We start from the raw sequence: 24,407 nt of genomic DNA on the forward strand, positions 1-24,407 counted from the left end.
TCCCGGAGGTAAAAACTCATCACAACAACCGAAATTTTGTTCAGCACCAAAATTAACCATTCCGAGCGTTCGATTTTCTTGATTTAATTATACCAAACTCCGGGGGTTTTGAATTCTTTATAATAGTGGGCTAAACAGCAGCAGAAAATAAATTCTACCCTAACTATGTGCCAAACCTTGCTTCCACATAAAAACCCCCGGCTTTTTGCCGGGGGTTTTTTGGAAAAGTTACTATTTAATTTCAACAGTAGCGCCAACTTCTTCAAGCTTGGCCTTGATAGCTTCGGCATCAGCTTTGCTGACTTTTTCCTTAACAGGCTTCGGAGCACCATCCACCAAATCCTTGGATTCTTTGAGGCCAAGGCCGGTGATTTCCCGGACAACTTTAATAACGTTAACTTTTTGTGCCCCGGGGCTGACGAGAATTACATCAAATTCGGTCTTTTCTTCCTGAGCAGGTGCCGCAGCAGCAGCTCCGGCAGCAGGAGCAGCAGCAACCGCTACAGGAGCAGCAGCGCTGACACCAAACTCTTCTTCAAAAGCTTTTACAAGCTCAGCAAGTTCGAGAACAGTTAAACTTTTAACAGCCTCTAAAATTTCTTGTACTTTGGACATTTATGCCACCTCCAAAAATATTTTTTTCGTATTTATGGTTAAGCCCATAGGCTTATACCCGATAAAATTATTCCTCGCCCGCTTTCTGCTTGCGGATTGCTTCAAGGGCATAAACAAATTTTCTAAGCATACCGGCAAGAGCTCCAGCAAATCCGTAAAGGGGAGCTTGCATGCCACCAAGAAGCTTTGCCAAAAGAACGTTTCGCGGTGGAAGATCGGCAATGGCTTTGACCTGGTCCTTTTCCAAAACAATATTTTCCAGGATTCCAACTTTAATTTCTAAATTAGGATGATCTTTAGCAAAATCAAATAAAACTTTCGCAGCTGAAGCTGGATCTTCTTTGGCCACAGCCAAAGCAGTTGGCCCTTCTAAATAAGGATCCAATCCGGTAATACCCAAGTTATGGGCAGCCCGTTTAGCTAACGTATTTTTTACAACTTTAATTTCCGCACCTTTTTCCTTGAGTTTCCGCCGAAGTTCGGTCATTTCAGCCACAGTAAGCCCCCGGTAGTCAACCAGTATTGCCGCCTGGGAGCTTTTAATCATTTCCTCAATCTCCGCTACTACCTTTGCCTTTTGTTCAATAATCGGTTTCAACTAACGATCCACCTCCTCGAAAGCAATTAAGGCCGCCGTAGACACACGGCGGCCTTGGGTTTTTCTTCCTTAAGCCTTGCCTCGGTTGGCGGTTTCCCATTAAGCACTCAGGCACCAACGGTCTACGGCAAATAAATATTTATTTGCCACAATGGTCATTTTAACACATGTCAAACGATTTGACAACACTATTTAACTAGCTTTAAGTGATTTATTTTAATGCCAGGCCCCATAGTTGATGAAACTGTTACACCTTTTAAATATTGACCTTTTGCACCTGCGGGCTTGGCTTTTATTAAAGCATCCATTAAGGTGTTGAAGTTTTCCACAAGCTTTTCTACCGGGAACGACACTTTTCCAATCGGCACGTGGACAATACCAGCTTTATCTACCCGGTACTCAATCTTACCGGCTTTAATTTCGGCAATCGCTTTTGCCACTTCAAAGGTAACGGTTCCAGTTTTCGGGCTGGGCATTAACCCTTTAGGACCCAAAATTTTACCTAAACGCCCCACAGCTCCCATCATATCCGGAGTCGCCACCACTACGTCAAAATCGATCCAACCCTGAGCAATTTTTTCAATATATTCTTCGGCCCCAACATAATCAGCACCGGCAGCTTCTGCTTCCTTCGCCTTTTCCCCTTTTGCAAAAACCAATACTTTTCGGGTTTTACCGGTACCGTGAGGCAGCACTACGGCACCTCTTACCTGCTGATCGGCATGCCGGGGATCAACCCCAAGTTTTACAGCCACTTCAACGGTTTCATCAAACTTAGCAAAGGAAAGCTCCTTTACCAGACTAAAAGCTTCCGCCGGTTCATATAACTTGGTTTTATCAACTTTTTTCGCAGCTTCTAAATATTTCTTTCCATGTTTTGGCATTTTTCCTTCCCTCCTTGTGGTATTAGCGGAAAGACACTCCTCCCACTTTTTAGCAAAATTTTAATATACTAAAAAAATTAGTCTACAACTTCAATTCCCATACTCCGGGCAGTACCTTCAATCATTCTCATTGCTGCCTCAACATCGTTGGCATTTAAATCTTTAAGCTTAAGCTCAGCAATTTCCCGAATTTTAGCCCGGGTAACTTTACCCACTTTTTTCTTGTTGGGCTGGCCAGAACCCGATTCTATTCCGGCAGCTTTCTTAAGAAGGTCCGAAGCCGGCGGAGTTTTAGTTACAAAGGTAAAGGACCGGTCTTCGTAAACTGTAATTTCAACGGGGATAATCATACCAGCCTGTTGAGCAGTACGCTCATTGTATTCTTTAACAAAAGCCATTATGTTAACCCCGTGCTGACCAAGGGCAGGACCAACCGGGGGAGCAGGCGTCGCTTTACCTGCTGGAATTTGTAATTTCACTACTGCAACTACTTTCTTAGCCATCTTTTCACCTCCATTCAAAAACTATATCTTAGTTACCTGGGAAAAATCAAGTTCAATGGGAGTTTCTCTCCCAAACATAGAAACCAAAACCTTTACTTTCCCCTTATCCGGGTAAATTTCTTCAACATTTCCAACAAACCCTTCAAAAGGTCCAGCATTTACCCGAACAGGTTGCCCAATTTCCAAATCAATTTTCGTCCGGGGTTCATCAATACCCATCTGCTTCATAATTTGCCGTACTTCCTGAGCAGTCAAAGGAATGGGCTTGGACCCCCCAACAAAACCGGTTACTCCGGGAGTATGTCTAACCACATTGTAAGACTCGTCAGTTAAAATCATTTCCACTAAAACATAACCGGGGAAAATTTTGCGTTTAGAAACCTTTTTCTTTCCGTCTTTAATTTCTAACTCATCTTCCATGGGGACCAAAATGCGAAAAATGTGATTCCCCATGTTTAATGACTCAATTCTTTTTTCTAAGTTGGCTTTTACTTTGTTTTCATGTCCAGAATAGGTATGGACGACATACCAGTTTTTTTCCATTACAAGATTCCTGCCTTTACCTATTTAAGAAGTAAGTTCAGGAAAAAGCTTAAAAACGAGTCAAAAAGCCAGATGATAAGGCCTACAATAATAACGGTTAAAAAAACAACTCCCGTATAAACAATTGATTCATTTCGGGTCGGCCAGTGGACTTTTTTCACCTCGGCCCAAACACTCCGAAAATACTGCTGAGTTTTTACCCAGGCTCCCTCACCCGCTTTAGAAGCTTTCCGGGTCTCTTTCCCAGCTTCGGTTTTAGAAATTTCCTTACCCGCAGCTCCCATAAAAATTCCCCATCCTTTTATTTTGTTTCTTTATGCACCGTATGAGCATTACAGTAAGGGCAATACTTCTTTAATTCAAGTCTCCCCGGATCGTTCTTTTTATTTTTGGTTGTAGTATAGTTACGGTGCTTGCATTGGGTACATTCTAAAGTTATTGTTACGCGCATTTCAACCATCCTCCTAAAAATAAAAAAATCATAGGCAGTTTACAATTTTACCTAATATAATCTATCACAATACCCCAGCCCTGTCAATACAATGAAAATTTTAACCTAAACAAAAAAGGGAGGGAAACCCTCCCTTTAAACTTACTCTTCGATCGCGGTAACAACGCCCGCGCCTACAGTTCTGCCACCTTCCCGAATAGCAAATCTCAATCCTTCTTCAATAGCAATCGGTGTGATAAGCTCAATATGAATCTTTACGTTATCCCCGGGCATTACCATCTCTACACCTTCTGGTAAATGGATTACTCCCGTTACGTCCGTCGTCCGGAAGTAAAACTGCGGCCGGTATCCATTAAAGAACGGTGTGTGCCGTCCCCCTTCTTCCTTCGTCAATACGTATACCTCCGCAAAAAACTTCCGGTGCGGCTTTATCGTACCAGGCTTCGCCAATACCTGCCCCCGCTCGATTTCCTTCCGGTCTACTCCCCGTAATAACGCTCCTATGTTGTCCCCTGCTACCGCTTCGTCTAATACCTTCCGGAACATCTCCAGTCCCGTTACTACCGTCTTCCGCGGAGCATCCATCAATCCTACTATCTCCACTTCTTCTCCTATGGTTATCCGTCCCCGCTCTACCCGGCCGGTCGCAACCGTCCCACGTCCGGTAATGGTAAATACGTCCTCTACCGGCATTAAGAACGGCTTATCTACATCCCGCTGCGGTGTCGGAATGTATTCGTCTACCTTGTCCATTAACTCCAATATCTTCCCACACCACGGACAATCTTCTTTCCCGCAACCGCACTCCAATGCCTTCAATGCCGACCCCGCTACTACCGGTACTTCATCCCCCGGAAACTCGTACGTGCTTAAAAGATCCCGCACTTCCATCTCTACAAGCTCCATTAACTCCGGATCATCTACCATGTCCGCTTTGTTTAAAAATACTACAATATAGGGAACTCCTACCTGACGGGCTAACAAAATGTGCTCCCGCGTCTGCGGCATCGGACCATCGGCTGCAGACACAACCAGGATAGCTCCGTCCATCTGCGCCGCTCCAGTTATCATGTTCTTTACGTAGTCAGCGTGTCCCGGACAGTCTACGTGGGCATAGTGCCGCTTCTCGGTCTCATACTCCACATGCGCTGTATTAATGGTAATTCCTCTTTCCCTTTCTTCCGGAGCATTGTCAATCTCATCGTACCTCTTTTGCTGGGCTAATCCCTTCTTCGCCAGCACCGTAGTAATTGCTGCGGTCAAGGTGGTCTTCCCGTGGTCTACGTGACCTATCGTCCCAATGTTTACGTGCGGTTTTACCCGCTCAAATTTCGCCTTCGCCATCGTTACTCCTCCTTTTTACGTAGTTTTAAATATACACGTATACAAGTCGCTAATATGTAAATAGTTATGCCAAGATATCTATTCTACATCTTTACCATTTTTCCTGCTGCTTAAAACCATAAAGTCAATAATTTTCACCCAATCTACAAAAATTGCTAAAAAACAAAAACCGGTCAACGACCGGCCGGTTTCCAAAAAAAATTTGGTGGCGGCGCAGGGACTCGAACCCCGGACACTGCGGGTATGAACCGCATGCTCTAGCCAGCTGAGCTACGCCGCCATAAATAAAAATGGAGCCACTAACCGGGATTGAACCGGTGACCTCGTCCTTACCAAGGACGCGCTCTACCGACTGAGCTATAGTGGCCTGGTTGCGGGGGGAGGATTTGAACCTCCGACCTTCGGGTTATGAGCCCGACGAGCTACCAGCTGCTCCACCCCGCGTCGCAAAACCTATTATATCACAACTAAGTGAAAATGCAAGATGCATTTTATTGGAATTTGATGGAGCTGGCGACAGGACTTGAACCTGCAACCCTCTGATTACAAGTCAGATGCTCTACCAATTGAGCTACGCCAGCACCCGCAAGTGATATTTTAGCAAAGATGTTTTTTAACTGTCAAGAGGATAATCTTAGCACGTTAATAAAGCGAAACTCCCCGGAAATCCCGGGGATGGTTTTTTCTATTCAGCCTCTCTGCACTCCAAATATTTCTCAAGCTTTCTTTTTACCCGCTGTAATGCATTATCAATGGATTTTACATGCCGATTTAACTCGCAAGCTATTTCCTGGTATGACTTTCCTTCCAGGTAATAAATTAAAACCTTCCACTCCAAAGAACTTAATATTTCGTTCATCTTTCCTTCAATATCCGCAAACTCTTCCCGACTAATAATCAATTCCTCCGGATCAGCTACCTTTACTCCCGAAAGTACATCCATTAAAGTTCGATCCGAGTCTTCATCGTAGATTGGTTTATTTAATGAAACATACGAATTTAAGGGAATATGCTTTTGCCGGGTGGCAGTTTTAATTGCAGTAATAATTTGTCGGGTAACGCAAAGCTCGGCAAAGGCTCGGAAGGAAGAAAGCTTGTCCGGCCTAAAGTCACGAACAGCCTTATATAAACCTATCATACCTTCTTGAATAATATCTTCTCGGTCCGCTCCAATTAAAAAATAGGCACGAGCTTTGGACCGAACAAAATTTTTATACTTGTTAATGATATATTCGAGGGCTTGCTCATCTCCTGCTCGAGCCCACTCCACAATCTCTTCATCGCTCATGTAATCATAACAGTACTCCATTTTTTTCTCGGCACTTATACTCAAGCCCATCGCCCCCGCCCTATATCTTTGCCCACCAATAATTATAAACTTTTCTTAAAGATTAAGTCAAGGAAGAGTATTCCGAATTTTTATTAGAAAATTCAACATTTTCTTACATTTTCCCTTTTCGTAGTTTTTCAAGTTTTGTTTTGACCTGCTGGTCAATTCGATCCTCCAACCGCTGCGGCAAAACTTTGTTAAGCAATTCTTTAGCTTTTTTCTCTTCAATTTTGAGGTCATTTAAAAGTTCCCTCAAAGATATCCTTAATGCTCCATAGCCGAAAATTAATTTTTGCTGTAATTCATCCTGGGTCACTACGTAAACCCGATTCCCAGGAAGCAGTTCCTGGACTTTTTTTTCAATAAAATGATCTGCCGTCTCACCACTTTCGGTAAAGACTACCGTTATTCCCGCCTCAAAAAATTCCCTGCGGCTTTCCTTTTGCTGGTGAGCATCATAAACTATAATTACTTCCCGCCCCGTTAAAGCCCGGTAGTTTATTAACCTCTCTTTTAAAACTTCCCTGGCATGTTCTAGGGAAGTTTCATCTTTTAACTTATTTAATTCCGGCCAATTAAATAAAAGATTGTAACCATCAATTAAAACATATTCAGCCATAATTATCCCCTTCTCTGCCTCACCACTTCGGCCATTAAAAGAGCTGCGGCTACCGAAGCATTTAAAGAATTAATCGTTCCCACCATTGGTATGCTTACGGTAAAATCACACTCTCTTAATATATGCGAAGTTAACCCCACATTTTCTCCACCAATCACCAAGGCTAAAGGGAGCTTAAAATCAGTATCCCACAGAGAAGCCTTACTTTTTGCATCTGCCCCCACCACCCAGGCTCCCTTTTCTTTTAAATAACGTAAAGTTTCGGCAACATTGGTACAACGGGCAACGGGAACTTTCAAATACGCTCCTGCAGAAGCTTTAGCCACAGCTCCGGTTACCTGCACCGCCCGGCGTTTTGGTATTATTACTCCGTGCACCCCAAAAGCTTCAGCCGAACGTAAAATTGCCCCTAAATTCTGGGGGTCTTCCAAATGATTTAAAACCAAAATAAAAAGTGGTTCTGCTTTGCGTTCAGCAATTGCCAAAATATCATCGATTTCCACATATTTAACTGGAGAAATATCCGCTTCCACACCCTGGGATTTGGCATGAAGTTTTTCCCTGGGAACTTCCACTACCGGTACTTTATTTTCCCGGGCCAAAAGCAGCAACTCCCTGATATTTTTGTCTTTTGTCTCCCGGGATAAATACAGTTTATTAACGATTCCTTTCATTAGGGCTTCTCTAACCGGGTTTACACCGTAAATCCGCTCCAACTATTAACTACCTCCCTCATCTTGCAAATTCAGCCTGCCGCAGGACATAGGTCCTTCAAAACATACTCCGCGGGTTTCACAAAGCGGCCCAGCTTTTTCAAATAAAATCGGAGCTACCTTCCGCACCTCTTCTAACATTTTCCGGGCCAAAGTTCTTATTTCATGTTGGGCCCGGCTACAAAGCCGAACCTCAAAAAAATGCAGAAGTTCCCTGGCATTCATGGTAACAACGATTTTCGTCTCCGCCGCATTGGGAAGAAGGTAACGGGCATCTTCCGCGGGAATTCCCATCTCTATTAATTTAAGATACCCTTCCTTTATCGCTCTTAAAACCTGCTGATAAATTTCTAAGGCTTGGCTACTGTTGGCAATGGTAGGGGGGATTAAAAAATTAAAGTTTTGTTCCACCACATAACGCTGACTCTGCTGACTGAAACTAGCAATCCGGTGGCGAACTAACTGGTGGGTTAAAGCGCGACTTACCCCTTCAATGCCAAAGGTGAAACTTACGTGTTCGAAAGGCGAAAGGTGATTTAAATCCCAAAGTTTTTTTATAAAATTTTTTTGCCTCTCCTCATCCATTTTTTCTAAAATTTCCTCTACCCCTACCGGAGAATAACAAAGCCGGGCGGCCGCTGCCACCGTCCGCTCCGGCTCTTGGGTATAAGTAAGTAAGCTCACCTTCATCTGGCTTCCCCCTGATTTTCAAGTAACTTTACTATCAATCCAAAAAGTTCTTTAATTCGAACAATATTCCCTTTTAAGTACAAAAAACCAAAGACCGCTTCTAAACCGGTACTCCGACGATAAACCACCACTTCTACATTACGCGGATAATTTCCCTTGGCATTTCGTCCCCGCCGGAATATTTCCCTTTCTTCGGAAGTTAGATACTCCTCAATTAGTTCTCCAGCTAAAGCTTGCTGCCGGGCATTTACCAGAGAAACTGATTTTTTGTGAACTTCCCCCATTTTTCCGCCATATCGTTCCAAAACGTATTCCCGGGTTAATAGTTCATAAACCGCATCGCCAAGATACGCTAAAGCCAGAGGAGAATATTCTTTAGCTTCCATCTACTAAACCCTCTTCCAGCGCACGCCCTTAGGAGTATCTTCTAAAATGATTCCCTGTTTTTTTAGTTCATCCCTGATGAAATCGGCCAGGTCATACTTTTTTTCTTTTTTAAGTCTGGCCCGAACTTCAATTAATAGCTCCACAAACGGCGTTATATCTTCTCCGGCTATCTTTTCCAAAACACCAAATTCGATACCAAAAACCTGGGTATAAACGTTTAATGCTTCTTCAAATAGTTTTTTATCTCCGGCGGTTAGATTCCCGCTTGCTATTTGCGTATTTCCAAACCTTACCAGCTCAAACAGTGATGCCATAGCCTGGGCGGTATTAAAGTCGTCTTCCATAGCTTCATTAAAATCGCGCAAAAAATTTGTAATTTTTTCCTGAATTTCTATCCTGGCCTCTCCGGGCAAAGGATTAACTTCTTTTAAATTTTGCACAAAGTTATCAACTCGCTCCAAAGCCGCTTTAGCTTCATTAAGTTTTTTATCATCAAAATCCAAAGGGCTTCGATAATGAGTCGAGAGGAGGAAAAAACGCACCACCCTTCCCGGAAACTTCTCCAGGATTTCCCTCACCAAAAAGAAATTACCCAGGGATTTACTCATTTTTTCCTGATTTACGGTTATAAAACCGTTATGCATCCAGTAACGAGCAAAAGGCTTTCCGGTAAAAGCTTCGCTTTGCGCAACTTCGTTTTCATGGTGGGGAAATACCAAATCAGCTCCCCCGCCGTGGATATCAAAATTTTCTCCCAAATATTTTAAAGACATCGCAGAACATTCGATATGCCATCCCGGTCTTCCTGGACCCCAGGGGCTTTCCCAATACGGTTCCCCCGGTTTTGCTTTTTTCCAGAGGGCAAAATCCAGAGGATTTTTCTTTTTCTCATCTACTTCCACCCGGGCTCCGGCCTTTAATTCTTCTAAATCCCGACCAGATAGTTTGCCGTAATCGGAAAAACTATCCACCGCAAAATAAACATTTCCCTCTACTTCATAAGCATATCCTTTTTCAATTAAGCCTTTTACCATTTCAATTATTTCCGGTATATGCTCGGTAACTTTGGGATGAACCGTTGCCCTTTTTACTCCAAGGCGATCAGCATCTTTAAAATACTCAATAATGTATTTTTGCCCAAGTTCAATAGGGGAAATTCCTTCCTCTAAAGCCCGGTTAATAATTTTATCATCAATATCCGTAAAATTCTGGACATAAATTACTTCAAAGCCTTTATACTCAAAGTACCGCCTTACGGTATCAAAAAAAACTATGGGGCGGGCATTCCCTATATGAATGTAGTTATAGGTGGTCGGACCGCAAACGTACATATATACCTTCCCCGGTTCCCGGGGAATAAATTCTTCTTTGGTTTTGGTGAGAGTATTATAAATTTTCACGTTTTCTTTCCTCCTCAAGCTCGGCAATTCTCTTTTCCAACCTTTCTATCTTCCGGTGCATACACATCAACATCTCAGCAATCGGGTCCGGTAACAGATCGTGGCGAAGGTCGATTTCCTCATCAACCCGTTTGCCGTCCCTAATCACCACTTTACCCGGAACACCCACCACTGTAGAGTTGGGAGGAACTTCTTTTAACACTACTGAACCAGCTCCAATTTTAGAGTTGTCACCTACTTTGAAGGAGCCTAAAATTTTTGCTCCGGCACTGATCACCACATTATTTCCAATAGTTGGATGGCGCTTACCCTTTTCCTTACCAGTTCCGCCCAGGGTAACACCTTGATAAATGGTTACATTATCACCAATCTCAGCCGTTTCACCAATTACTACACCCATCCCATGATCAATAAACAATCCTTCGCCAATTTTAGCCCCCGGATGAATTTCTATTCCGGTTAAAAATCTTGAAATTTGGGAAATAAATCTGGCTAAAACAAACCAGCGCTTTTTATAAAAAAAGTGGGCTATACGGTGAAACTGAATGGCATGAAAACCAGGATAACACAACAAAACTTCCCAAACGCTTTTAACCGCTGGGTCCCTTTCAAAAACCACCTGAATATCTCTTTTTAGTCGGCGATACCACCCAAACATAACCATCACCTTTTTTAATTAAATAAATTCATAATACGCCGCTCTGCTTCCGCTGGCCCAAGAATGGCTATAACTTGATATAACTCCGGTCCGTGAGTTTTACCGGTTAAAGCCGCCCGCAGGGGCATGTAAACTTTTTTACCGCCAACCCCAAGCTCTTTTGGAAGTTTCTTTAAAAATCCTTTTATTTCTTCTTCCTCCGAACCGGGTATTTCCCTTAATTTATCAGCAACTTTCCTTAAGATATTGCGTGCTTCTTCATCAGCCAATAAAGTTTTGGCTTCCTCCTCAAAGGCAAGTTCCTTTTGGTAAAAAATTGCAGCATGTTCGGGAAGTTCCGACAAAGTTACAACATATTCCCGGGTTGCTTCTACTACTTTGGTTAGCTTACGCATTTCCTCTTCCGTGGGGTTTTGTGAGACATAACCACAGCTTTGGAAAAAGGGAAGACTTAATTCCACAATCCGGGAAAGCTCCGAATTGCGAATGTAATAACCGTTTATCCAGTTTAACTTATCCAGGTCAAAAATAGCTGGATTTTTAGCTACCCTATCTAAAGAAAAGCGTTCAATTAACTGTTCCATCGTAAAAATCTCTTCTTCCGTCCCCGGCGACCACCCTAATAAAGCTAAAAAGTTTACCAGAGCTTCCGGCAAATAACCCTTTTCCCGGTAGTTTTCCACCGAAGTAGCCCCGTGTCGCTTGGACATTTTCGTCCGGTCTTTCCCAAGAATAAGCGAAATATGGGCAAATTCCGGAATCTTAAAGCCTAAAGCTTCATAAATGAGTATCTGTCGGGGAGTATTGGAAAGATGCTCTTCGCCCCGCAAAACATGGGTAATCCCCATGGTCACATCATCAATTACCACAGCAAAATTATAAGTTGGTATACCGTCCGATTTTACAATAATAAAGTCACCAATACCATCGGTTTCAAAACTTACGACACCACGAACAAGGTCGTTTATAACTATTGTTCTTCCAGCAGGCACTTTAAAGCGCACCGTTGGTTTTCGCCCTTCAGCTAAATATTTCTCTTTTTGTTCAGGGGTTAAGTTTCGACATTTTCCGAGATAACGGGGCATTTCCCCTTTTGCCAAAAGGTTCTTTCGTTCTTCTTCCAATTCTTCTTCGGTACAAAAACAGTAGTAAGCGAAACCTTCTTCAATAAGCTTCTGGGCATACTTTTGATAGAGATCAAGCCTTTCGGTCTGGCGGTAAGGGCCATTTTCACCCCCCACCTCAATTCCTTCATCCCAGGTAATCCCAAGCCATTTGAGACTTTCCAAAATATTTTTTTCAGACTCCCTACTGGAGCGTTCTAAGTCTGTATCTTCAATCCGTACGATAAAAACCCCGTTATTTTTCCGTGCAAAGAGGTAGTTAAAAAGTGCGGACCTTGCTCCCCCAATGTGTAGAGGTCCGGTAGGACTTGGTGCAAACCGTACTCTAACCATTTTCCAAAACCTCCTTGACTGTAATTACCGCATAAGCAGCAATTCCTTCTTCCCGACCGGCAAACCCCAAGCCTTCGGTAGTAGTAGCTTTAACGCTAATGTTTTCTATTGCGGTATTTAACAATACCGCTAAATTTTCCCGCATTTTTTGGATAAACGGTAAAAGTTTTGGCTTTTGGGCTACGATTACCGCATCAAGATTGTTCAGGCAGTAACCCCGTTCTCTAACCCTGCGATATACTTCCTGTAAAAGTAAACCGCTATCAATACCCCGGTAACGTTCATCGTTATCGGGAAAAAGCTGACCAATATCACCTAACGCCAGTGACCCTAAAAAGGCATCGGCAATGGCGTGATATAAAACATCCGCATCGGAGTGACCCAAAAGGCCTTTGGTAAAAGGGATCTCCACGCCCCCAATAATCAGTTTTCGTCCTTCCACCAAAGGATGTACGTCATAACCAAAACCTATTCTAATCATCATAATAACTCCTTTGCAAAATAGCGGGTAAATAAAAACTCAGCAAATTCCAGGTCTTCCGGCCAGGTAATTTTTAAATTTTTATAATCCCCGGGAATAACCGCTACCGTTTCACCGCAAAGTTCCACCAAAATACTATCATCCACTGCATCTAAATGTTGCTTTTCCCCTAAGGCATGCCCTTTTAGCAAGGCCTCTCGCCGAAAAATCTGGGGAGTTTGAACCGCATAAAGTCGGCTCCGGTCTAAAGTGGAGATAACGACATTATCCTTTACTTCTTTAACTGTATCCCTAAGGGGTACAGCCAAAATTGCCCCTCCATAACCTTCGGATAGTTTTTTAACCCCTTCGCTCAAAGCCCCTTTTGGAAAAAAAGGCCGTACTCCATCGTGCACGGCAATAATAGAAAAATTTCCCGTTAATGCCCTAATTCCCCGCAATACCGACTCCCTACGGGTAGTTCCTCCTGCCGTTAATTTTATTCCTGCTAAATTATACCGAGAAAGCAAATCCCCTGCAACTTCTATGTAGTTTTCCGGTACCGTTAAAACCACCTGTCCTACAATAGGTAAGTTAACCATTCTCTTTAAAGTAATAATTATAACCGGTATCCCGGAAAGTTCAAGAAACTGTTTGGGCTTTTCGCCGCCAAAACGGCGCCCTGCTCCCCCGGCGGTAACAATTACTCCTATTTTCTCCACCTGGCAAGCCTCCTACTGCTTTTCCTTGGGTTTGCCAAAGATAAGTCTTCCCGCGGCAGTTTGTAAAACGGAAGTAACCACTATATTTATTTGTTGCCCTATGTACTTTTTTCCTCCTTCCACCACAATCATCGTTCCGTCATCCAAATATCCTACTCCTTGTCCCTGTTCCTTCCCTTCTTTAATCACCATTACTTCCATTTCTTCTCCGGGAATTACTACCGGTTTTATGGCATTGGCCAGTTCATTAATGTTTAAAACTTTTACTCCCTGTAACTCGGCAACTTTATTTAAATTATAATCGTGAGTCAAAATTTTGGCTTTTAATTTTTGCGCAAGCTTTACTAATCTAACATCCACTTCCTCACCATTGTTTTCCGGAATATCAACAATTTCTACAGGAAAAGAGTTTTTCAACTGATTTAAAATATCCAGTCCTCTTCGGCCCCGAGTACGTTTTAAATTATCCGAAGAATCAGCGATATGGCGCAGTTCATCTATCACAAAAGAAGGTACTATTAAGCTTCCTTCAATAAAACCGCTGCGGCATAAATCTAAAATTCTGCCATCGATAATAACACTGGTATCAAGAATTTTGGCATTTTGGTTATTTACCCCCAGATCATCCCCCGATTTTTTAATTTTGGGAAGAAAGTTCAAAAGGCCAAAGAGCTCTTCCCTTTTTTTAACCGACACCCTTAAACCCAAGTAGCATAAAACAACGGTTAACATAATCCAGATAGTATTGGTAATCCACGGAATTAAAGGAATAGATAAAATTACATTTCTTAAAAGGTTGGCAATAATTAAGCCAACAATAAGTCCAAAAGTACCGCTAACAATATCCGCAACCGGCATTTTGGTAATTTTTACCTCAAGCCACTCGGTCAAAGCCAGTCCTTTATGCCAAACAAAAGGAGCAGTTAAGGCTCCAATTATAAGGCCAAAAATGCCTAAAACCGTCCAGCTAAGATACATGCCATAGGGCGGTATTGCTAAGATGTCAGCTAAAGGTATAACTTCAAGGTAATACCCGATGGTTGCGAAGATTCCGCCAATTACTATGGAGAAAAAAATTCGAAAAATTTTTTCCGCCAAACTTTCCCCTCCTATAAAAGAATTTTTAAGTGATAGTGATAGCTTCTTCAATCATCGCTAAAACCTTTTCCTCGTCTTCCTCTAACACTAGAATAAGCTCACTTACTAAAATTTGTCGAGCACTTTCTAAAAGCTTTTTTTCTCCCGTTGACAAGCCCTTAACTTTTTCCCTTCGACGTAAGTCTCGCACTACATCGGCAATGGCTAAAATATCGTTGCTTTTAATCTTATCCACATGATTTTTATATCTTTTATTCCAGTTAGAATGAATTTTTTCCTCCCCCTCTTTCAATACCGCAAAAACCTTTTCCACCATATCTTTTCCAATGACCGGTCTAAGCCCTACCCTTTCCACTTTTTCCACCGGAAGCCATAGAATCATGTTTGTCGCCCAAAAAGAGAGCACATAGTATTTCATTACCCGATCAGCGGCTAATCGTTCTTCAATTTCCCGAATTATACCGGCTCCATGCATAGGATAAACAACCTTAGCTCCCACTTTAAACATCTAATCCCCCCAAATTGTAATTATTTTCAGTATAACAAATTTTCCCTAACCTGTCAAAGAAAATAAATTATTTTATCACAACCCTTTTAAAAATGTCAACAAGGCCGAATCATTTGACAAGGAGGCAGGGCAAAATTATAATTTATGGTAGTAAAGGGAGGGGACCCGATGAAAGATTTATTAATTGACCATTTCCAGGAAACGGTGAACGAATTGTTAATACGACATAAAAGCATTTTGGATGTTTTATCAAAATTAAACGAAGCCTCCGCACGCGTTCACCGGGCTACTGTCAAAGCGGTAACCCAATGCGGTTGCTTAAAAATAGACGCCAAAAAACCTATTATTCCGGAAGATGCCACCATCCTGCAGCTTAAAGAAATTTTTGACACCCACTTAAAAGGAGAACTCTGTCCAAACTGCAAAGACACCATTGAAAAAGAAATGGGGAGGCTTTTATTTTACCTGACGGCTCTTTGCAATCATTTAGACATAAATCTCTATGATGTGTTTATAAAAGAACAAAAAGCCCTGGATACCTTGAATATCTTTAACTTTACGTAAAAAACCGTAGCTTTACGCTACGGTTTTATAGTGTATAGTTTGTTTGTTCTCTTAATTTTTTAAGCCCCTCTTTAATCGAACGCGCCCTTACCTCGCCAATCCCTTCCACATCATCCAGCTCTTCAATGGAAGCACTCATAATATTTTTTAAATTTCCAAAAGTTTGCACAAGGTTTTCAATCACCGCTACCGGCAGTCTAGGAATTTTATCCAAAATCCGGTATCCCCGGGGAGAAACCGGTTGGTCTAAAATACTTGCACTTCCCGGATAACCTAAAGCCCGAACAATTAGCGAATAATCCAAAAGATCTTCCGAAGACCAGGTTCTAATTAAGCTCAAAATTCCTTCGGGAGTCTTTTCCGGTCCTAAAAGGGAATAATCCTGAATTATTAAAAGTCCTTCATCTTCCACGTTAGCAATAAGTTCCTCTAACTGCATGCTTATTAGTCTTCCTTCACTTCCTAACTCCCATATATACCTTTCAATCTCCCGCTCGATTCTTAAGACCATCTCCACTCGTTGCAGCGCTTTGGCCACATCCAGTAAGGTCACCATATCATCAAACTCAAGATTAGTTAAACGCATTAAAGTTTTATCAAGGACCGCCCGGTATTTCTCCAGGGTAGCTATGGCTTGATTGGCTTTATTTAAAATAACACTGACCTCCGATAGCGAGTATTTAAAGTTCCCCTGATATAAAGTAATTACCGAACGGCGCTGGGAAATAGCAATCACCAAGGCATTAGTTTGTTTTGCCACCCTTTCGGCGGTACGATGGCGAATCCCCGTTTCCGACGAGGGTATCGCCGGATCGGGAACTAACTGCGCGTTAGCATATAAAATTTTTTTCCCATCCTCACTTAAAATAATTGCTCCATCCATTTTGGCCAGTTCATACAAATACGCCGGGCTATAATCGGTATTTATGGCAAATCCGCCTTCCACTACCTCCATAATTTTGGCGGTATCCCCAATCACAATTAAGCCCCCGGTTTTTGCTCTAAGAATCTGTTCCAAACCTTCTCTTAAAGGAGTTCCCGGTGCTACACTTTTTAAAGCTAAAACAATCCGCTCGTCCTTCATAAAATCCTCCTATATACTAAAAAGCTTAAAGATTGCTTCTTTAAGATTAGCAAAAGTGGTAATTTCCATCTCGGTTTTAAAGTTTATGCTTTGTTTTGGCAAAAATGCTTTTTTAAAACCAAGCCTTTCAGCTTCCCTTAAACGTTTATCAACGCCAAGTACCGGCCTGATTTCCCCGGTCAAGCCAATTTCACCCAAAAACACTCCATCATTGGGTAGCGGTTCTTCCCGAAAACTTGAAACCACCGCCAGTAGAACTCCCAGGTCCGCTGCCGGTTCCGATATTTTCAGGCCACCTACTACATTTAGGTAAGCATCGTGTACCGACATGCGAAAACCTAATTTCTTTTCCAAAACCGCCAGCAACAACACAAACCGATTGTAGTCAAATCCGGTAGCAACCCGTCGCGGAGTGCCAAAACCGGTAGGAGCCACCAGCGCCTGTACTTCCACCAAAAAGGGCCGCGAACCTTCCAAGCTAACCACCACAGCCGAACCGATACAATCATGCTGGCGATCCAAACTTATAAAAAACTCCGAAGGATTGGAAACTTCCTTTAAACCTTCACCCACCATTTCAAAAATTCCCAGTTCGTTAGTGGAACCAAAGCGGTTTTTTACCGACCGGAGAAGGCGAAAAGTATTGTGTCTCTCCCCCTCTAAATACAACACCACATCAACCATATGCTCCATAACCCGCGGACCGGCTAAATAGCCATCCTTGGTTACATGCCCAATCAAAAATATAGTTTTATTTTTTTCCTTTGATAAGCGCATAAAACGCCCTGCACTTTCCCTCACCTGAGTAACCGTACCCGGCGCTGAACCAAGCTCAGGTAAGTACATGGTTTGAATCGAGTCAACAATGATTAGCTCATAACCCCCTTTTACGGCCACTTCTTCAATTTCGGCTACATTGGTATGGGGCAAAAGATCTATTTCTCCACTGATGTTAAGACGCTCGGCCCTTAATTTAATTTGTGCCGGCGATTCCTCGCCGGAAACGTATAAAACCTTTTGTTTTTGGCCAACTTTACCTGCTAACTGCAGTAAAAGGGTTGATTTCCCTATTCCCGGATCTCCCCCTAAGAGGATTAACGAGCCAGCAACGATACCTCCACCTAAAACCCTATCCAGTTCCCCAAAGCCAGTGGAAAACCTATCCGTTTCTCCGGTTAAGATTTTTGAAATCCCTACCGGTTCTACTTCTCCAAAAACCGCCTTCCCTTTGGCCAAAACCTTTTCTTCCACAAAGGTATTCCAGCTCTCACAGGCCGGACAACGACCCAACCACTTATATGTTTCATAACCGCAATTTTGACAAAAGTAGATTTTTTTCACCATTTAAACTATTCCGCTCCCATTAATTGTCATTACTTTCATTATATCATTGTTTTTCTACCATGAAAAGGAAAATCCTCCCGCTCGGGGAGGATTTCCTAAGAAATTAAATTTTTGCTACCTTGATTTGCCCATCTTCCGCATACAGTTTTACCGTATCTCCTTTTTTGATGTTTCCCAAAAGAAGCTCTTCCGACAACTTATCTTCTACTATCTTTTGAATAGCCCGCCGCAGCGGTCGAGCACCAAAAGCTTCATCATAACCTTCTTTAAGTATTACTTCAATTAAGGAGTCGTCAAATTCTACCTTCATCTCCTGTTCTTCCAAACGTTTGCCTACTTCTTTTAGCATCAACCGGACTATTTGCTTTAAGTGTTCTTCTGTTAACGAATGGAAGACAATAATCTCATCAATCCGGTTTAAAAATTCCGGCCGGAAAGTACGCTTGAGTTCCGCCATTAACTTCTCCTTGATATCCTCTTCTTTTTTCTCGTCGGCTACATTTTTAAAGCCTAAACGGGCTTCTTTCTTTATTAGATGTGCTCCGATGTTGGAGGTCATGATTATTACGGTATTTTTAAAGTCTACCGTACGCCCTTTAGAGTCGGTAAGTCGCCCATCTTCTAATACCTGCAACAAGATGTTAAAGACCTCGGGGTGAGCTTTCTCAATTTCGTCAAGTAAGATCACCGAATAAGGCTTCCGCCTTACCGCTTCGGTGAGCTGCCCTCCTTCTTCATAACCAACATAGCCCGGCGGTGCACCGATTAGGCGAGCTACCGTGTGTTTTTCCATATACTCTGACATATCTATCCGAATTAACGCATCTTCATCTCCAAATAAAGCTTCGGCTAATGCCCGTGCCAGCTCAGTTTTCCCAACACCCGTCGGACCTAAGAAAATAAACGATCCGATGGGTCGCTTGGGATCTTTAAGACCCGCCCGTGCTCTTCTCACTGCCCGGGCTACAGCTTTTACTGCTTCATCCTGGCCTATTACCCGCTGGTGCAAAATTTCCTCAAGCTTAAGTAATCGTTCCGATTCTTCTTCGGCAAGTTTTTTGACCGGAATACCGGTCCACTGCGAAACAATCTGGGCAATATCGTCTTCGGTAACCGATAATAAATGGTCGCTTTGCTCTTTTTCCCACTCTTTCTTCTTTTCCTCAAGCTCTGCTTTAAGCTTTTGCTCCTGGTCTCTTAATTTGGCTGCTTTTTCAAACTCCTGAGCAGCTACCGCCGCTTCCTTTTCCTTGCGGATTTCGTTAATTTTTTCTTCTAACTCTTTTAAATTGGGCGGTGCAGTAAAGGCATTTAAACGAACTCTTGATGCCGCTTCATCAATCAAGTCAATAGCCTTATCCGGTAGGAAGCGATCGGTAATATACCGATCCGAAAGCTTTGCAGCGGCAATAATGGCTTCATCGGTAATTTTTACCCGGTGGTGAGCTTCGTACCGGTCCCTTAAGCCTTTTAAGATTTCAACTGTTTCTTCAACCGTTGGTTCATCTACCATTATTGGCTGGAACCGCCGTTCTAAAGCCGGGTCCTTTTCTATATATTTCCGATATTCATCTAAAGTGGTCGCACCTACACACTGAATTTCACCCCGGGCAAGGCTCGGTTTTAAGATATTGGCAGCATCAATCGCCCCTTCGGCAGCCCCTGCCCCAATTAAGGTATGGATTTCATCAATAAATACGATAACGTTTCCAGCATTTTTAATTTCTTCTAAGACCTTTTTAAGCCTTTCCTCAAATTCTCCCCGATATTTAGTTCCGGCAACCATTGATGCTAAATCGAGGGTCACAACCCGTTTATCAATTAAAATCTCGGGAACTTTCTTTTGCACAATTCTCTGGGCAAGCCCCTCCACAATTGCCGTCTTACCTACTCCCGGCTCCCCAATTAAAACCGGATTGTTTTTGGTTCTGCGGGATAAAACTTGAATTACCCTTTCAATTTCCTTCTCCCGGCCTACCACCGGGTCTAATTTATTTTCCCGGGCTAAAGCCGTTAAATCCCGGCCATGCTCATCAAGGGTGGGAGTTCTAACAGCTTTCTTCTTTGCTTGTCCACCGGCCTGGCCGGAGGTTCCGGGAATTGGGCCACCACTTAGCACCTGGGTAATTTCAGCCCGTACCCTTTCCAAATCAGCACCGAGGCTTACCAAAACTCTGGCGGCCACCCCTTCTCCTTCCCGGATTAAACCCAAAAGCAAATGTTCAGTACCAACATAGTTATGGCCAAACCGGGCCGCCTCATCTACCGATAGTTCCAAAACTCTTTTTGCCCTTGGGGTAAAAGCAATCTCCGCCGGCATCGGCCCTTCCCCGGGGCCAACCAGTTCTAAAATTTTTTCCCGAACTTTCTGGCCATCAATACCAAGGTTTTCTAAAACTTTTGCCGCAACACTTTCTCCTTCATTTATAATTCCCAAAAGCAGATGTTCCGTAGCTACATAAGGATAATTCATTTTTCTTGCTTCTTCCTGAGCCATTCTAATAACTTTTTGGGCTCTTTGGGTAAACTTGTCAAACATCCTCTCACTCCTCCTTTAATTACTTTTTAATTTTTCCCTGATAATTTTCGCCCGTTCCCAGTCCCGTTCAGCAGGATCTAAGGGTCTCTGGGCCAAATTTGTGAGATAAGCCGGAGCTGTAGCTACAATTAACTCATTAAATACACTCCGCTTAATCTCCGGAAGTATCTTTAATTCCACTCCTAACCTCACTTTTGATAGTAAGTTCATTGCCTCATCGGAAGATATCATCCGGGCACTAGTCAAAATACCGTATGACCGCCACAGTTCATCCTCCAAAGCATGCCGGTTTTCCCGGTATAAAGCTTCCCGTGCCATTCGCTCCTGATTTATTATTTGCCGGGTAACCGAAATAACATTCTCGATAATTTCCTCCTCCGTTAAACCAAGGGTAATCTGGTTAGATACCTGATACAAATCTCCGCGGGCTTTTGTTCCTTCGCCGTATAATCCCCGGACCGTAAGTCCAAGTTTGGCAGTATTGTTTAAAAGGCTGGGAATTTGATTGGTATAGGTTAAACCCGGGAGGTGCAACATAGTTGAAGCTCGAATTCCCGTACCGGTATTGGTAGGGCAAGCAGTTAAGTAACCGTATTTTTCGGAGAAAGCATAAAACAGCTTTTCTTCTAATTTATCATCGACCATGGTAGCAATATTATATGCTTCCCTCAGTTCCAATCCCGGCAAGAGAACCTGTAAGCGAATATGGTCTTCTTCATTTATCATCAAAGCTATTCGCTCATCTTCCGTACAGGCAAAAGCCCGCCGGGGATGGCCATCGGCATGGTCAGGGCTAATTAAATGTTTTTCCACCAGCACCTGCCGTTCAATAGGCGCTAACGTAACTAATTTAAAAAACTCGGTCTTGCCAAATTTTTGTTTAAACCCCCTGCTGGTAACGGCCTTTTCCACCTCTTTTGTAACAAAACCTGCGGTTTCTTCGTCCATCAAATGGGGAAACGGGACATCTTTTAAGTTGCGGGCAAGTCTGATACGACTTGAAACCACGATATCCGCATCAGTTCCGGTACCGGCCATCCAGGGAGAAAAACTATTGGTTAATAAACTCATTTCCCCACCCCCTACTCTTTAAGAGAAGCTTCTAATTCTTTTATTTTATCCCGTAATTCCGCCGCTTTTTCAAACTCTTCTTTACTTACCGCTTCATTTAAAGCTTTTTTTAAGTTTTCAATTTCCCGTAGTATTTTTATTTTACCGCCAGTCTTTGCTGGAAATTTGCCACGGTGTTCGGTACTTCCGTGTATTTTTCTTAAAGCTTGTTCTACTCTGTCTTTAAAGGTTTCATAACACTGGCTGCATCCCAAGAAACCTGAATTAATAAATTGGTTTTCGGTAAGTCCGCAGACAGGACATCTTTTAGTGACACCTACATTTCCTCCAGAAATGCCAAAATCCCCTAAAACATCATGCCCCATAAGTCCTTTTAATAAGTTTTGAAAAGTTAGTTGAGGTGAAAAATTAAAAGTATGACCCAATTCCTGAGCACATTGAGTACAAAGATTCATTTCCGTTTTTTGCCCATTTATTACTCTGGTAATATGCATGGTGGCTGGATTTTGCCCACAGCGTTCACATAACATTTAATTCCCCTCCTCCGCATTAAGCACTCCCGCTATCATACTTTTTAGAAGAAGTGCTCTTAATTCATCTCGATAGGGTAATGGTACCTGCAATACTTTACGGTCAACAGCAATTGTTAAAAGCCTCTTTTCCCTTTCGGTAATGCTTCCGGCTTCATATAAAGCCTTAATAATTTCCCGGGCTTTACTTTCTGAAACGGCATCACCAATTGCCTCAAATATTCTTTGATAAAATGCTTCCCGGTCCTGGTCGGCAATTTTTATAATGCGGATATAACCGCCCCCACCACGTCGGCTTTCAATTAGGTAACCATGTTCGAGAGTAAAACGGGTTGCTAAAACATAATTTATCTGGGAAGGTACGCATCTTAACTTTTCAGCAAGCTCATTTCTTTGAATTTCCACCACCCGGTCTTCACTTTCTTGGATTAGTTTTTTGATATACTGCTCAATCAAATCAGCAAGCGAAGGCATCATCCACCACCTCGTCTGACTTTGTTTGACTTTTACTTTTATATTAGCATAATTGGTGTATTTTGACAAGGGCTTTTAAATTATTTTTTCAAAAAAATAAAGCTTTTATCCCGGCCGAGATAAAAGCTTCGATTCATCCAACATTTCCTTGCCATAACTAATTTTTTATTTTTTTATTGATTTATCCCTACCACTTATCACCTAATACCAACCACATAAAATAAATTGGCTCCTCGAGCAGGATTCGAACCTGCAACCCTCCGGTTAACAGCCGGATGCTCTACCGTTGAGCTATCGAGGAGCGTTTTTAAGTCTATTTAATTTTCTACTTCTATAAGTAATTTTAAATACTTTTTTTCAGCATTTCAATAGTTTTTTTATACCAAAGTTTTTAAGATCAAATATATAAAGATTTTAAGATTTTTTACCGACCACCTAACACATACGACCTACCACTAAAAATAAAATGGCTCCCCGAGCAGGATTCGAACCTGCAACCCTCCGGTTAACAGCCGGATGCTCTACCGTTGAGCTATCGGGGAGTATAAATTTTCCGGCAGCGACCTACTCTCCCAGGACCTATCGTCCCAGTACCATTGGCGCTGGAGGGCTTAACTGCCGTGTTCGGAATGGGAACGGGTGTTTCCCCTCCGCTATGGCCACCGGAAACTTTTTTTCTGTTCCCTCAAAACTGCACAGAGGTTGTTTTTTTGAAGGTCAAGTCCTCGACCTATTAGTACCGGTCCGCTCAACCGATTGCTCGGCTTACACGCCCGGCCTATCTACCGGATCTTCTCTCCGGGGTCTTACTCTGGATTGCTCCAGATGGGAAACCTCATCTCGGGGCTGGCTTCGCGCTTAGATGCTTTCAGCGCTTATCCATTCCGCACTTGGCTACCCAGCGGTGCCCCTGGCGAGACAACTGGTTCACCAGCGGTGCGTCCATCCCGGTCCTCTCGTACTAAGGACAGCACCCCTCAAGTTTCCTACGCCCGCGATGGATAGGGACCGAACTGTCTCACGACGTTCTGAACCCAGCTCACGTACCGCTTTAATGGGCGAACAGCCCAACCCTTGGGACCTACTTCAGCCCCAGGATGCGATGAGCCGACATCGAGGTGCCAAACCCCGCCGTCGATGTGGACTCTTGGGCGGGATCAGCCTGTTATCCCCGGGGTAGCTTTTATCCGTTGAGCGATGGCCCTTCCACTCGGTACCACCGGATCACTAAGCCCGTGTTTCCACCCAGCTCGACCCGTCGGTCTCGCTGTCAAGCACCCTTATGCCTTTGCACTCGCCGCGCGATTTCCATCCGCGCTGAGGGTACCTTTGGGCGCCTCCGTTACCCTTTAGGAGGCGACCGCCCCAGTCAAACTGCCCACCTGACACTGTCCCCACACCCGTTCCAGGGCACCAGGTTAGAACTTCAGTGTCGTAAGGGTGGTATCCCACCGCCGGCTCCACCTGAGCTGGCGCCCAGGTCTCTCAGCCTCCCACCTATCCTGTACATACGCCACCAAAATTCAATGCCAGGCTACAGTAAAGCTCCACGGGGTCTTTCTGTCCTATCGCGGGTAACCTGCATCTTCACAGGTACTACAATTTCACCGAGCCCCTCGTCGAGACAGCGCCCAAGTCGTTACGCCTTTCGTGCGGGTCGGAACTTACCCGACAAGGAATTTCGCTACCTTAGGACCGTTATAGTTACGGCCGCCGTTTACTGGGGCTTCGGTTCAGAGCTTCGCCTTTCGGCTAACCCTTCCCCTTAACCTTCCAGCACCGGGCAGGCGTCAGCCCCTATACTTCAGCTTCCCGCTTTAG

Annotated in this window: 27 protein-coding genes, 6 tRNA genes, 2 rRNA genes and 1 other annotated feature (1 of these 36 only partly in view); of the genes, 1 reads left to right on the top strand and 34 read right to left on the bottom strand. The window is 43.3% G+C overall.

The genetic code is table 11. The features are described 5' to 3' along the window. Positions 1–231: 231 nt before the first annotated feature. From rplL to CHY_RS10870, 24 genes are all read right to left on the bottom strand, one after another. Entirely contained in the window at positions 232–615 is a 384-nt protein-coding gene (rplL, locus tag CHY_RS10755) for a 50S ribosomal protein L7/L12 (RefSeq protein WP_011345202.1), read from the bottom strand. 67 nt (positions 616–682) lie between these two features. Then, positions 683–1,213 carry a 50S ribosomal protein L10 gene (rplJ, locus tag CHY_RS10760; RefSeq protein WP_011345203.1) on the bottom strand — a complete coding sequence of 177 codons (531 nt, stop codon included), beginning with the start codon at positions 1,211–1,213 and terminating at the stop codon, positions 683–685. A 15-nt stretch (positions 1,214–1,228) separates the two neighbouring features. After that, positions 1,229–1,359, bottom strand: a sequence feature (ribosomal protein L10 leader region). A gap of 42 nt (positions 1,360–1,401) precedes the next feature. Next, positions 1,402–2,097, bottom strand: coding sequence for a 50S ribosomal protein L1 (gene rplA, locus CHY_RS10765; protein WP_011345204.1), 696 nt, complete (start codon positions 2,095–2,097; stop codon positions 1,402–1,404). 77 nt (positions 2,098–2,174) lie between these two features. Further along, a complete protein-coding gene (gene rplK / locus CHY_RS10770; protein WP_011345205.1) occupies positions 2,175–2,600 on the bottom strand; it encodes a 50S ribosomal protein L11 in 426 nt (141 codons plus the stop codon). A 21-nt stretch (positions 2,601–2,621) separates the two neighbouring features. Then, positions 2,622–3,143, bottom strand: coding sequence for a transcription termination/antitermination protein NusG (gene nusG / locus CHY_RS10775; protein ID WP_011345206.1), 522 nt, complete (start codon positions 3,141–3,143; stop codon positions 2,622–2,624). A 20-nt stretch (positions 3,144–3,163) separates the two neighbouring features. Next, a complete protein-coding gene (gene secE / locus CHY_RS13055; protein WP_011345207.1) occupies positions 3,164–3,427 on the bottom strand; it encodes a preprotein translocase subunit SecE in 264 nt (87 codons plus the stop codon). 17 nt (positions 3,428–3,444) lie between these two features. Further along, entirely contained in the window at positions 3,445–3,594 is a 150-nt protein-coding gene (gene rpmG, locus CHY_RS10785; protein ID WP_028052878.1) for a 50S ribosomal protein L33, read from the bottom strand. 141 nt (positions 3,595–3,735) lie between these two features. Next, entirely contained in the window at positions 3,736–4,938 is a 1,203-nt protein-coding gene (gene tuf / locus CHY_RS10790; protein ID WP_011345209.1) for an elongation factor Tu, read from the bottom strand. Between the two features lie 203 nt (positions 4,939–5,141). Then, positions 5,142–5,218 (bottom strand) — tRNA-Met (locus tag CHY_RS10795). 11 nt (positions 5,219–5,229) lie between these two features. Continuing rightward, positions 5,230–5,305: transfer RNA gene (locus CHY_RS10800), tRNA-Thr, on the bottom strand. Between the two features lies 1 nt (position 5,306). Then, positions 5,307–5,382 (bottom strand) — tRNA-Met (locus CHY_RS10805). Positions 5,383–5,443: 61 nt separating this feature from the next. Further along, positions 5,444–5,519 (bottom strand) — tRNA-Thr (locus CHY_RS10810). Positions 5,520–5,623: 104 nt separating this feature from the next. Next, the gene (sigH, locus tag CHY_RS10815) at positions 5,624–6,277 is read right to left on the bottom strand and encodes an RNA polymerase sporulation sigma factor SigH (RefSeq protein ID WP_011345211.1); all 654 of its coding nucleotides are present in this window, start codon (positions 6,275–6,277) and stop codon (positions 5,624–5,626) included. Positions 6,278–6,380: 103 nt separating this feature from the next. Next, positions 6,381–6,887, bottom strand: coding sequence for an NYN domain-containing protein (locus CHY_RS10820; RefSeq protein ID WP_011345212.1), 507 nt, complete (start codon positions 6,885–6,887; stop codon positions 6,381–6,383). A gap of 2 nt (positions 6,888–6,889) precedes the next feature. After that, positions 6,890–7,603 (bottom strand): 23S rRNA (guanosine(2251)-2'-O)-methyltransferase RlmB, encoded by a 714-nt coding sequence (gene rlmB / locus CHY_RS10825; RefSeq protein WP_011345213.1) that lies wholly within the window; start codon positions 7,601–7,603, stop codon positions 6,890–6,892. Between the two features lie 3 nt (positions 7,604–7,606). Next, a complete protein-coding gene (thyX, locus tag CHY_RS10830) occupies positions 7,607–8,290 on the bottom strand; it encodes an FAD-dependent thymidylate synthase (protein ID WP_011345214.1) in 684 nt (227 codons plus the stop codon). Further along, positions 8,287–8,676 carry a Mini-ribonuclease 3 gene (locus CHY_RS10835; protein ID WP_011345215.1) on the bottom strand — a complete coding sequence of 130 codons (390 nt, stop codon included), beginning with the start codon at positions 8,674–8,676 and terminating at the stop codon, positions 8,287–8,289. The genes thyX and CHY_RS10835 overlap by 4 nt, the downstream gene beginning before the upstream one ends. 3 nt (positions 8,677–8,679) lie before the next feature. Then, the gene (gene cysS / locus CHY_RS10840) at positions 8,680–10,077 is read right to left on the bottom strand and encodes a cysteine--tRNA ligase (RefSeq protein WP_011345216.1); all 1,398 of its coding nucleotides are present in this window, start codon (positions 10,075–10,077) and stop codon (positions 8,680–8,682) included. Further along, complete coding sequence (cysE, locus tag CHY_RS10845) at positions 10,064–10,735, bottom strand: serine O-acetyltransferase (RefSeq protein ID WP_011345217.1); 672 nt, start codon at positions 10,733–10,735, stop codon at positions 10,064–10,066. Before cysE ends, cysS begins: the two co-directional genes overlap by 14 nt. A 14-nt stretch (positions 10,736–10,749) precedes the next feature. Beyond that, positions 10,750–12,192, bottom strand: coding sequence for a glutamate--tRNA ligase (gene gltX / locus CHY_RS10850; protein ID WP_011345218.1), 1,443 nt, complete (start codon positions 12,190–12,192; stop codon positions 10,750–10,752). Beyond that, complete coding sequence (ispF, locus tag CHY_RS10855; protein ID WP_028052845.1) at positions 12,185–12,673, bottom strand: 2-C-methyl-D-erythritol 2,4-cyclodiphosphate synthase; 489 nt, start codon at positions 12,671–12,673, stop codon at positions 12,185–12,187. Before ispF ends, gltX begins: the two co-directional genes overlap by 8 nt. After that, positions 12,673–13,374 (bottom strand): 2-C-methyl-D-erythritol 4-phosphate cytidylyltransferase, encoded by a 702-nt coding sequence (gene ispD, locus CHY_RS10860; RefSeq protein WP_011345220.1) that lies wholly within the window; start codon positions 13,372–13,374, stop codon positions 12,673–12,675. The genes ispF and ispD overlap by 1 nt, the downstream gene beginning before the upstream one ends. 12 nt (positions 13,375–13,386) lie before the next feature. Then, positions 13,387–14,472, bottom strand: a complete 1,086-nt coding sequence (locus tag CHY_RS10865; RefSeq protein WP_011345221.1) for a PIN/TRAM domain-containing protein — start codon at positions 14,470–14,472, stop codon at positions 13,387–13,389. A gap of 25 nt (positions 14,473–14,497) precedes the next feature. After that, positions 14,498–14,980 carry a CarD family transcriptional regulator gene (locus CHY_RS10870; protein WP_011345222.1) on the bottom strand — a complete coding sequence of 161 codons (483 nt, stop codon included), beginning with the start codon at positions 14,978–14,980 and terminating at the stop codon, positions 14,498–14,500. A 168-nt stretch (positions 14,981–15,148) separates the two neighbouring features. Here CHY_RS10870 and CHY_RS10875 point away from each other — a divergent pair, with 168 nt between their 5' ends. Next, the gene (locus CHY_RS10875; RefSeq protein ID WP_011345223.1) at positions 15,149–15,544 is read left to right on the top strand and encodes a hypothetical protein; all 396 of its coding nucleotides are present in this window, start codon (positions 15,149–15,151) and stop codon (positions 15,542–15,544) included. A gap of 25 nt (positions 15,545–15,569) precedes the next feature. Here the strand turns inward: CHY_RS10875 and disA are convergent, their stop codons facing one another. From disA to CHY_RS10925, 10 genes are all read right to left on the bottom strand, one after another. Then, on the bottom strand, positions 15,570–16,628 hold the full coding sequence (gene disA, locus CHY_RS10880; protein ID WP_011345224.1) for a DNA integrity scanning diadenylate cyclase DisA: 1,059 nt from the start codon (positions 16,626–16,628) through the stop codon (positions 15,570–15,572). Positions 16,629–16,637: 9 nt separating this feature from the next. Next, the gene (gene radA, locus CHY_RS10885) at positions 16,638–17,972 is read right to left on the bottom strand and encodes a DNA repair protein RadA (RefSeq protein WP_011345225.1); all 1,335 of its coding nucleotides are present in this window, start codon (positions 17,970–17,972) and stop codon (positions 16,638–16,640) included. A gap of 103 nt (positions 17,973–18,075) precedes the next feature. Beyond that, entirely contained in the window at positions 18,076–20,511 is a 2,436-nt protein-coding gene (locus CHY_RS10890; RefSeq protein ID WP_011345226.1) for an ATP-dependent Clp protease ATP-binding subunit, read from the bottom strand. Between the two features lie 15 nt (positions 20,512–20,526). Next, positions 20,527–21,582: a protein arginine kinase gene (locus CHY_RS10895; protein WP_011345227.1), complete on the bottom strand. Its 1,056-nt coding sequence runs from the start codon at positions 21,580–21,582 to the stop codon at positions 20,527–20,529. 11 nt (positions 21,583–21,593) lie between these two features. Beyond that, positions 21,594–22,112: a UvrB/UvrC motif-containing protein gene (locus CHY_RS10900; RefSeq protein WP_011345228.1), complete on the bottom strand. Its 519-nt coding sequence runs from the start codon at positions 22,110–22,112 to the stop codon at positions 21,594–21,596. Continuing rightward, positions 22,113–22,589, bottom strand: a complete 477-nt coding sequence (locus CHY_RS10905; RefSeq protein ID WP_322785335.1) for a CtsR family transcriptional regulator — start codon at positions 22,587–22,589, stop codon at positions 22,113–22,115. Positions 22,590–22,812: 223 nt separating this feature from the next. After that, positions 22,813–22,887: transfer RNA gene (locus tag CHY_RS10910), tRNA-Asn, on the bottom strand. A 166-nt stretch (positions 22,888–23,053) separates the two neighbouring features. Continuing rightward, positions 23,054–23,128: transfer RNA gene (locus CHY_RS10915), tRNA-Asn, on the bottom strand. A 9-nt stretch (positions 23,129–23,137) separates the two neighbouring features. Continuing rightward, positions 23,138–23,253, bottom strand: a 5S ribosomal RNA gene (gene rrf / locus CHY_RS10920). A gap of 46 nt (positions 23,254–23,299) precedes the next feature. Next, positions 23,300–24,407 (bottom strand): 23S ribosomal RNA (locus CHY_RS10925) (it continues 1,900 nt past the right edge of the window).

This window comes from Carboxydothermus hydrogenoformans Z-2901, from assembly GCF_000012865.1.
Taxonomy (GTDB): Bacteria; Bacillota; Z-2901; order Carboxydothermales; family Carboxydothermaceae; genus Carboxydothermus; species Carboxydothermus hydrogenoformans.